This window comes from Rhodobacter capsulatus (assembly GCF_005144475.1).
Taxonomy (GTDB): domain Bacteria; phylum Pseudomonadota; class Alphaproteobacteria; order Rhodobacterales; family Rhodobacteraceae; genus Rhodobacter; species Rhodobacter capsulatus_C.
Genome location: NZ_SWJZ01000083.1, coordinates 1 through 8,269 on the forward strand (window position 1 = coordinate 1; position 8,269 = coordinate 8,269).

The 8,269-nt window shown below is 66.6% G+C and carries 10 protein-coding genes; 9 read left to right on the top strand and 1 reads right to left on the bottom strand.

Annotated elements, in window-relative coordinates; translation table 11 throughout:
* Positions 1–92 precede the first annotated feature (92 nt).
* The gene (locus FBT96_RS16705) at positions 93–554 is read right to left on the bottom strand and encodes an Lrp/AsnC family transcriptional regulator (protein ID WP_055208687.1); all 462 of its coding nucleotides are present in this window, start codon (positions 552–554) and stop codon (positions 93–95) included.
* 129 nt (positions 555–683) lie between these two features.
* Here FBT96_RS16705 and cobA point away from each other — a divergent pair, with 129 nt between their 5' ends.
* The 9 genes from cobA to FBT96_RS16750 all read left to right on the top strand — a co-directional run bounded on the left by cobA (position 684) and on the right by FBT96_RS16750 (position 8,195).
* Positions 684–1,463: a uroporphyrinogen-III C-methyltransferase gene (cobA, locus tag FBT96_RS16710; RefSeq protein ID WP_136908620.1), complete on the top strand. Its 780-nt coding sequence runs from the start codon at positions 684–686 to the stop codon at positions 1,461–1,463.
* Positions 1,460–1,774 (top strand): DUF2849 domain-containing protein, encoded by a 315-nt coding sequence (locus FBT96_RS16715; RefSeq protein ID WP_136908622.1) that lies wholly within the window; start codon positions 1,460–1,462, stop codon positions 1,772–1,774. Before cobA ends, FBT96_RS16715 begins: the two co-directional genes overlap by 4 nt.
* On the top strand, positions 1,767–3,428 hold the full coding sequence (locus FBT96_RS16720) for a nitrite/sulfite reductase (RefSeq protein ID WP_136908624.1): 1,662 nt from the start codon (positions 1,767–1,769) through the stop codon (positions 3,426–3,428). The genes FBT96_RS16715 and FBT96_RS16720 overlap by 8 nt, the downstream gene beginning before the upstream one ends.
* Positions 3,418–4,191: a phosphoadenylyl-sulfate reductase gene (locus FBT96_RS16725; RefSeq protein WP_136908626.1), complete on the top strand. Its 774-nt coding sequence runs from the start codon at positions 3,418–3,420 to the stop codon at positions 4,189–4,191. The genes FBT96_RS16720 and FBT96_RS16725 overlap by 11 nt, the downstream gene beginning before the upstream one ends.
* Positions 4,188–4,586 (top strand): DUF934 domain-containing protein, encoded by a 399-nt coding sequence (locus tag FBT96_RS16730; RefSeq protein ID WP_136908628.1) that lies wholly within the window; start codon positions 4,188–4,190, stop codon positions 4,584–4,586. The genes FBT96_RS16725 and FBT96_RS16730 overlap by 4 nt, the downstream gene beginning before the upstream one ends.
* Before the next feature lie 78 nt (positions 4,587–4,664).
* Positions 4,665–5,555, top strand: a complete 891-nt coding sequence (locus tag FBT96_RS16735) for a ferredoxin--NADP reductase (protein WP_394347683.1) — start codon at positions 4,665–4,667, stop codon at positions 5,553–5,555.
* 112 nt (positions 5,556–5,667) lie between these two features.
* Complete coding sequence (locus FBT96_RS16740) at positions 5,668–6,738, top strand: hypothetical protein (RefSeq protein WP_136908630.1); 1,071 nt, start codon at positions 5,668–5,670, stop codon at positions 6,736–6,738.
* A gap of 185 nt (positions 6,739–6,923) precedes the next feature.
* Positions 6,924–7,412, top strand: coding sequence for a translation initiation factor IF-3 (gene infC, locus FBT96_RS16745; protein ID WP_317618001.1), 489 nt, complete (start codon positions 6,924–6,926; stop codon positions 7,410–7,412).
* Between the two features lie 171 nt (positions 7,413–7,583).
* Complete coding sequence (locus tag FBT96_RS16750; protein WP_136908632.1) at positions 7,584–8,195, top strand: L,D-transpeptidase; 612 nt, start codon at positions 7,584–7,586, stop codon at positions 8,193–8,195.
* The last annotated feature ends 74 nt before the right edge of the window (positions 8,196–8,269 follow it).

The window sequence follows — 8,269 nt, forward strand, 5'->3', positions numbered from 1 at the left end:
CCCCCCCCCCCCCCCCCCCCCCCCCCCCCCCCCCCCCCCCCCCCCCCCCCCCCCCCCCCCCCCCCCCCCCCCCCCCCCCCGGCCCGACCGGGTCACACCGGCAGAATCGTCGTCGACTTGATCTCTTCCATGCTCAGAAGCGCGGTGACATTGTAGATCTTCACCTCGGAGATCAGCGCCTGATAAAACAGGTCATAGGCGCGCGCGTTCTTCACCCGCACCTTCAGGATATAATCGATATCGCCCGCCAGCCGATGCGCCTCGAGCACCTCGGGGCGCGCGCGCAGCGTTGCCAGAAACCGGCGCTGCCACTCGGCCTCGTGTTCCGAGGTCCGGATCAGCACGAAGAAACAGGCCTCGAGCCCCAGCGCCTCGGCATCCAGCAGCACCGTCTGCCGCCCGATCACGCCCAGATCCTTCATCTTGCGGATCCGGTTCCACACCGGGGTCTTCGACGAGCCCACCTTGCGCGCGATCTCGTCGAGCGACTGGCTCGCGTCTTCCTGCATCTGAAACAGGATCTTCCGATCCATCTCGTCCAACCGGACCGCCATTCGCCTTTTCCCCCGTTTCGCAGGAAATCTCCTCTGCCGGACCCAGGATAGGAAACGAAGTTCCTTATTCGCAAGGGGGCATGGCGCTCGCAGGGAAAAATTTCCTATATTGCGCGAAAGGAGACCGCCATGACCCAGACCCTTCGCACGCCCGAGACCCCCTCCCCCCGGCGCACCGGCCATGTCACGCTGGCCGGGGCCGGTCCGGGGTGCGCGGATCATCTGACGCTGGCGGTGGCGCGGGCGCTTGGCGCGGCCGACGTGATCTTGCATGACCGGCTTGTCCCGGCCGAGGTGCTGGCATTGGCCGGGCCGCAGGCCCTGGTGGTCGAGACCGGCAAGACCGGCTTTGGCACCCATATGGCGCAAGACGAGATCACCGCGCTGATGCTGGGCTTTGCGCAGACCGGGCGCGATGTGCTGCGGCTGAAATCGGGCGATCCGGGCGTCTTCGGCCGTCTGGGCGAAGAGCTTGACGCGCTGCAAGCGGCCGGGATCGGCTTCACCGTCCTGCCCGGGATCACCGCCGCCTCGGCCGCGGCCGCCAGCCTGGGGCAAAGCCTGACCGAGCGCGGCCGCAACAAGGAGCTGCGCCTGATCACCGGCCATGACGTCGCGGGCTTTGCCGAGGCGGATTGGGCGGGCCTTGCCCGTCCGGGCGCGGTTGCCGCGATCTACATGGGCAAGAAGGCCGCACGTTTCCTGCAAGGACGGCTGATGATGCACGGCGCCCTTGCCACGACGCCGGTGACGCTCGTAGAAAATGTTTCCCGCGCCGAGGAGCGCGTGCTTGCCACCACCTTGGCCGATCTGCCCGCCGCCGCCGCGCGTCTGGAAGGTCCCGCCGTCATCCTGTTCGGCCTCGCCCCCCGCGCGGCCGCCGCCCAATCGCTTGAGGCCGTGATATGAGTCGTTCCTTCGTTCCGAAAGTCGTCAGCGCCAATGATCTGCGCGCCGGTCACGTCGTCTATTTCTCGGCCGCCGAGACCTGGGTGCGCGATATCGCAGAGGCCGAAGTCCTGACCGACGAGGCCGAGGCGCAGCTGCGCCTGCTCTCTGCGATGGGTCACACGACGGTTGCGGTCGGTGTCTATCTGGTGGATGTGACGCAAGGACCGGCGGGCCCGGTGCCGGTGGCGCTGCGCGAGCAGTTCCGCGCGAAGGGCCCCTCGATCCGCCCGAGCAAGCAAGACGACGCCAAGGAAGCTGCGCATGTATGAATATTCCGACTTCGACGAAGCCTTCGTGCGCAACCGCGTGGCGCAGTTTCGCGATCAGGTGACGCGACGGCTGGACGGCAGCCTGACCGAGGACGAATTCCGCCCGCTGCGGCTGATGAACGGGCTTTATCTGCAACTGCATGCCTACATGCTGCGCGTCGCCATTCCCTATGGCACGCTCTCGTCGCGCCAGATGCGGGCGCTGGCCGATGTGGCCGAGCGCTTTGATCGCGGTTATGGCCATTTCACCACGCGCCAGAACATCCAGTTCAACTGGATCAAGCTGGTGGACACGCCCGACATTCTGGAGCGGCTGGCCGATGACGGGCTGCATGCGATCCAGACCTCGGGCAACTGCATCCGCAACGTGACGACCGATGCCTTTGCCGGGGCTGCGGCGGATGAAATCGAAGACCCCCGCCCCTATGCCGAGCTGATCCGGCAATGGTCCTCGGATCATGCCGAATTCCAGTTCCTGCCGCGCAAGTTCAAGATCGCGATCACCGGCAGCCCCGAAGACCGCGCCGCGATCCGTGCCCATGACGTGGGTCTGCAGCTGATCAAGCGCGGGGCCGAAACCGGCTTTCGCGTGCTGGTCGGTGGCGGGCTGGGCCGCACACCGATGCTGGCGCCCGAGCTGCGCGACTTCCTGCCGAAAGCCGATCTGCTGCCCTATCTGGAGGCGATCCTCGCCGCCTACAACCTGATCGGGCGGCGCGACAACAAATACAAGGCGCGCATCAAGATCACCGTGTTTGAAACCGGGATCGAGCCCTTCCGCGATCTGGTCGAACAGGAATTCGAGCGGATCAAGCCGCAATTCACCGGCGCCGATCAGGCGCTTCTGGCGGAAATCACGCCGCATTTCGCCCTGCCCGATCTGCTGGCGAAAGACCCCGCGCCCTATGTCGCGGCGCTGGCCACGGATCCGGCTTTCGCCGCCTGGGCCAAGCACTCGGTCACCGATCACAAGGCCGCCGATCATGCGGTGGTGACGATCTCGGTCAAGACCCCGGGAGAGGAACCGGGCGATGTCTCGGCGGCGCAGATGCGGGCCGTGGCGGATCTGGCCGATCTGCACGGCTATGGCGAGCTGCGGATTTCCCACATGCAGAACATCGTTCTGCCCCATGTCGCCCGCGCCGATCTGCCCGCGCTTCATGTCGCGCTGCGCAAGGTCGGGCTGGCGGCGGCGAATGTCGGGCTGATTTCCGACATGATCGCCTGTCCGGGGATGGATTACTGCGCGCTGGCGACGGCGCGGTCGATCCCGCTGGCGCAGGAGATCGCGCAGCATTTCGAGACGCTCGGGCTGGTCGACACCATCGGTCCGCTGCCCTTGAAGATCTCGGGCTGCATCAATGCCTGCGGCCATCACCATCTGGGCGCGATCGGCATCCTGGGTCTGGATCGCGCCGGGGCCGAGAATTACCAGATCACCCTGGGCGGCGCCGAGGGCCCCGAGGCCGCGATCGGCGAAAAGATGGGGCCGGGCTTCGCCTATGACGCCGTCGTGCCCGCGATCGAGCGGCTGGTGCGCGCCTATCTGGACCTGCGGCTGTCGGCGGAAGAACCCTTCCTTGCCGCGCTGCACCGGCTTGGCCGCGAGCCCTTCCGGCTGGCGCTTTATGGAGAACACCGTGATGTCGCGTGAACTGCCCGCGGGCACCGTCGCCGAACGCGTCGCGCTTCTGAATGCCCGTTACAAGCATCACGGCGCCATTTCCGTGCTGGAACACGCGCTGAAGGACTCCGACCTGGGCCGGGTGGCGCTGGTCTCGTCCTTCGGCGCCGAGTCGGTGGTGCTGTTGCATCTGGTGTCGGTCGTCGCCCCGGAAACCCCGGTCATCTTCATCGACACCCGGATGCTGTTTCGCGAGACGCTCGACTATCAGCGCGAACTCGCCGACAAGCTGCATCTGTGCGACACCCGCATCATCCGGGCGATGCAACCGCGCGTGGCCTTTGAAGACCCGGATGGCACGCTGAACCAGTTCAACACCGATGCCTGCTGCGCCGTGCGCAAGATCGAACCGCTGGAACGCGCGCTCAAGCAGTTCGACGGCTGGATCACCGGGCGCAAGCGCTTTCAAAGCGGCACCCGCGCTGCGGTCGATTTCTTCGAATCCGAGGATGACCGCCGCATCAAGGTCAATCCGCTGGCGCATTGGGGCCGCGAAGATCTGGAAGACTACATCGTGAACAACAACCTGCCCCGGCATCCGCTGGTCGCCAAGGGCTATCCGTCGATCGGCTGCGAGCCCTGCACCTCGCCGGTGGCCGAGGGCGAAGACCCCCGGGCCGGGCGCTGGCGCGGGCAGTCGAAAACCGAATGCGGCATCCATTTCATCGGCGGCAAGATGGTGCGGACCAAGCCGGCCGGGCAAGACGACAGCGACGAGGGGAAAGTGGCATGAGCGTGATCGTGCGCGACACCGGCTTTGCGGCCGAGGATTTCACCGGCGCCGCCATCGAGGTTCCCCCCACCACCGCCCCCGAGGCGCTGGCCGGGCTGATTGCCGGGGCGGATCTGGTGAAGGTGCTGTTCCCCGCATTCTCGGACGGGCGCGGTTTCACCCTTGGCCGTCTGATCCGCGACGCGGGCTACACCGGCCGTCTGCGCGCCACCGGGCCGCTGATCGCCGATCAATACGGCATGGCGCGGCGCTCGGGCTTTGACGAGGTGGAGATCCCCGACGATCTGGCGGCGCGGCAGGGCGAGGCGCAATGGCTGGCCCGCGCCGACTGGCAGGCGCATGACTACCGCGCGCGACTGTTCGGCGCGCCAGCCCGCCCGGTTGCGACAGCGTGATCGCTTGACGCGAAAGGTCGCAGGCGGCATGTGCCCATAGTCATGGCACGCCGCGGCCTTTTGTGGTAATCGCGGCACATGTTTCCTGCCGCGCCTTCACCCGCGCCGGTGCGGCGCTTCTTCATCGCCCCTTCGGGCCTCAAAGACGAGACGACCGTGAACGAGACCACCCCGATTGCCCCCGCGAAAGTCCTGCCCGATGCGCAGACGGTGACCTCTGTCCGGCACTGGACCGACACGCTGTTTTCGTTCCGCGTCACGCGTCCGCAGACGCTGCGCTTCCGCTCGGGCGAATTCGTGATGATCGGGCTGCTCGATGACAACGGCAAGCCGATCATGCGCGCCTATTCGATCGCCTCGCCCGCCTGGGACGAGGAACTCGAATTCTATTCGATCAAGGTTCCGGATGGCCCGCTGACCTCGCGGCTGCAGCACATCCAGGTCGGCGAGCAGATCATCCTGCGCCCGAAACCCGTCGGCACGCTGGTGATCGACGCGCTGCTGCCGGGCAAGCGGCTGTGGTTCCTGGCCACCGGCACCGGGATTGCGCCTTTCGCCTCGCTGATGCGCGAGCCCGAGGCCTATGAGAAATTCGACGAAGTCATCATGATGCACACCTGCCGCACGGTGGCCGAGCTGGAATACGGCCGCCAGCTGGTCGAGGCGCTGCAAGAGGATCCGCTGATCGGCGAGCTGGTCGAGGGCAAGCTGAAATACTACCCGACCACCACCCGCGAAGAGTTCCACCACATGGGCCGGATCACCGACAACCTCGCCTCGGGCAAGGTGTTCGAGGATCTGGGGCTGACGCCGATGAACCCGGAAACCGACCGGGCGATGGTCTGCGGCTCGCTGGCCTTCAACGTCGACGTGATGAAGGTTCTGGAAAGCTACGGCCTGCGCGAGGGCGCCAATTCCGAGCCGCGCGAATTCGTCGTGGAAAAGGCCTTCGTCGGCGAAGGCATCTGAGCCGTCAGACAGATTGGAAACGGGCCGTCCTTCGGGGCGGCCTTTTTCTTTGGCGCATCTGTGTTCGGTCTTGCGGCGGGGCAAAAGAAAACGCCGCCCCGAGGGGCGGCGTTTGTCGATGTCAGGCGCGCGACGCTTATTTCGCGGCGGCGGCAGCGGCGGCAGCTTCGGCAGCGGCAGCAGCAGCGGTAGCGGCAGCAGCGGCCACCTTGGCAGCCTCGGCAGCGGCAAGCGCGGCGGCAACGGCGTCAACCGGAGCAGCTTCGGCAACCGGAGCAGCTTCGGCGGCCGGGGCAGCTTCAACAGCCGGGGCAGCTTCAGCAGCCGGAGCGGCTTCAACGGCCGGGGCAGCTTCAGCGGCCGGAGCAGCTTCAACAGCCGGGGCAGCTTCAGCAGCCGGAGCAGCTTCAGCAGCCGGGGCAGTTTCAGCGGCCGGAGCAGCTTCAACAGCCGGAGCGGCTTCAGCAGCCGGGGCTTCAACAGCCGGGGCGGCCTCAGCGGCCGGGGCAGCTTCAGCGGCCGGGGCTTCAACAGCCGGAGCGGCTTCAGCAGCCGGGGCTTCAACAGCCGGAGCGGCTTCAGCGGCCGGAGCGGCTTCAGCGGCCGGAGCAGCTTCAACAGCCGGGGCGGCTTCAGCGGCCGGAGCGGCTTCCGCAGCCGGGGCAGCTTCAACAGCCGGAGCAGCTTCAACAGCCGGAGCGGCTTCCGCAGCCGGGGCAGCTTCAGCAGCCGGAGCAGCTTCAGCAGCCGGGGCGGCTTCAGCAGCCGGAGCAGCTTCCGCAGCCGGAGCAGCTTCAGCGGCCGGGGCTTCAGCAGCCGGGGCAGCTTCCGCAGCCGGAGCAGCTTCCGCAGCCGGAGCAGCTTCCGCAGCCGGGGCAGCTTCCGCAGCCGGAGCAGCTTCAGCGGCCGGGGCAGCTTCCGCAGCCGGAGCGGCAGCGGCGGCCGGGGTCGCCGGGACGCCCGGCGGCAGTTCATCAACGGGCACGGTGACCACGGTGCGACCCGGCGACATCAGGCCAAGGATCAGGGCCAGCAGGATCCCCCCGCCGATGATGCCAAGCGTCGCCTTGGCATTTTGCGGCAGGTCTTTCCATTTCACTTCGGTCATTCTTCCCCCCTTTTCATGTTGGGATTCTCATGGGAACGATCAACAATTCCAACTATCGCCTGCACTTGGGAATAAGGAAACGTGTCGCATTGCCGCCTTTTTCCGGGCACAAGCCGATTCCCGCCGAACCGGTTGCGGAATCCGGTTGAAAGACAAGGCCCCTCGCCCTATTTTGCGCGCCAACCGTTGACCACATAAGGATCAGAGCCATAGCCCGCAGACCGCACAATGCCCCGCCGCAACGCGAGACCGGCCCCCGGATCAATGAACGCATCCGCGCGCCTGAAATCCGCCTGATCGGGGCGGATGGGGAAAACGTCGGCGTGGTCACCCCCGCCCGTGCGATGCAGATGGCCGAAGAAGCCGGGCTCGATCTCGTGGAAATCTCGCCCACCGCCGTTCCCCCGGTGTGCAAGATCATGGACTTCGGCAAGTTCAAATACGAACAGCAGAAGAAAGAGGCCGAAGCCCGCAAGAAGCAGAAGGTCATCGAGATCAAGGAAATCAAGTTCCGCCCGGGCACCGACACGCATGACTACGAGGTCAAGATGCGCTCGGTGATGAAATTCCTGGAGGAAGGCGACAAGGTCAAGGTCACGCTGCGCTTCCGCGGCCGCGAGATGGCGCACCAGCAGCTCGGCATGGAGCTTCTGAACCGCGTCGTGGGCGATGTCGGCGATGCCGGCAAGGTCGAATCGATGCCGCGGCTTGAAGGCCGCCAGATGGTGATGATGATCGCGCCGAAATAAGCGCTGCGATCTTGCCCACGACCCGAGGCCCTCCCTGCGGAGGGCCTTTTGCTGTCACTGCCCATGCTGTCACTGCCCCATGCTGTCACTGCCTCGTGACAGGAGTTGACTGGACCCCGCGGCGCAGACCCCGAATGATGCATCCGCAATGCGCTGTTTCAGGAGGTCCGGATGCCCAGTCACCCCCCCCGTCTTACCCCCCGTCTTACCCGTCGTCTGCTGCTCGGCTCGGGCGCCGTGGCGCTGTTCGCACCCTCGGTGCTGCGCGCGAATACGCAAGACGTGCCGATGGCCGCCCAGCCCGCGATCATCGCCCCGCCGACGCGCGCCAATATCTCGGGCTTCCGCCAGATCGACTGGCGCGACCATTTCGACCGGCTCGACCGGGTGACGCTGATCGCCGATACGGTCTCGAAGGCGCTGCATTACTGGGCCCCCGAGGCGGCGGAACATCGCGTCTATCCGACCTCGGTGCCGAAAAGCCCGGATCTGACCCGCACCGGCTATACCGAGATCGTGCGCAAGCGCGAAAACCCCGGCTGGACGCCGACCGCCTCGATGCTCGCCGCCGATCCCAGCCTGCGCCCGATGCCGCCCGGCCCCGACAATCCGCTGGGCACGCGCGCGCTTTACCTCGACTGGCCCGCCTATATCATTCACGGCACCCATGACACCCGCAAGATCGGCCGCAAAAGCTCTTCGGGCTGCATCGGGCTGTTCAACGCCCAGGTCGAGGAGCTTTATCCGCTCTGCCCGGTCGGCACGCAGGTGAAGGTGATCTGATATCTTCGGGGGGTCCGGGGGCGCAGCCCCCGGCGGGTCGGCGCCGGGGGGGCGCGGGGGAAAAACCCCGAAGG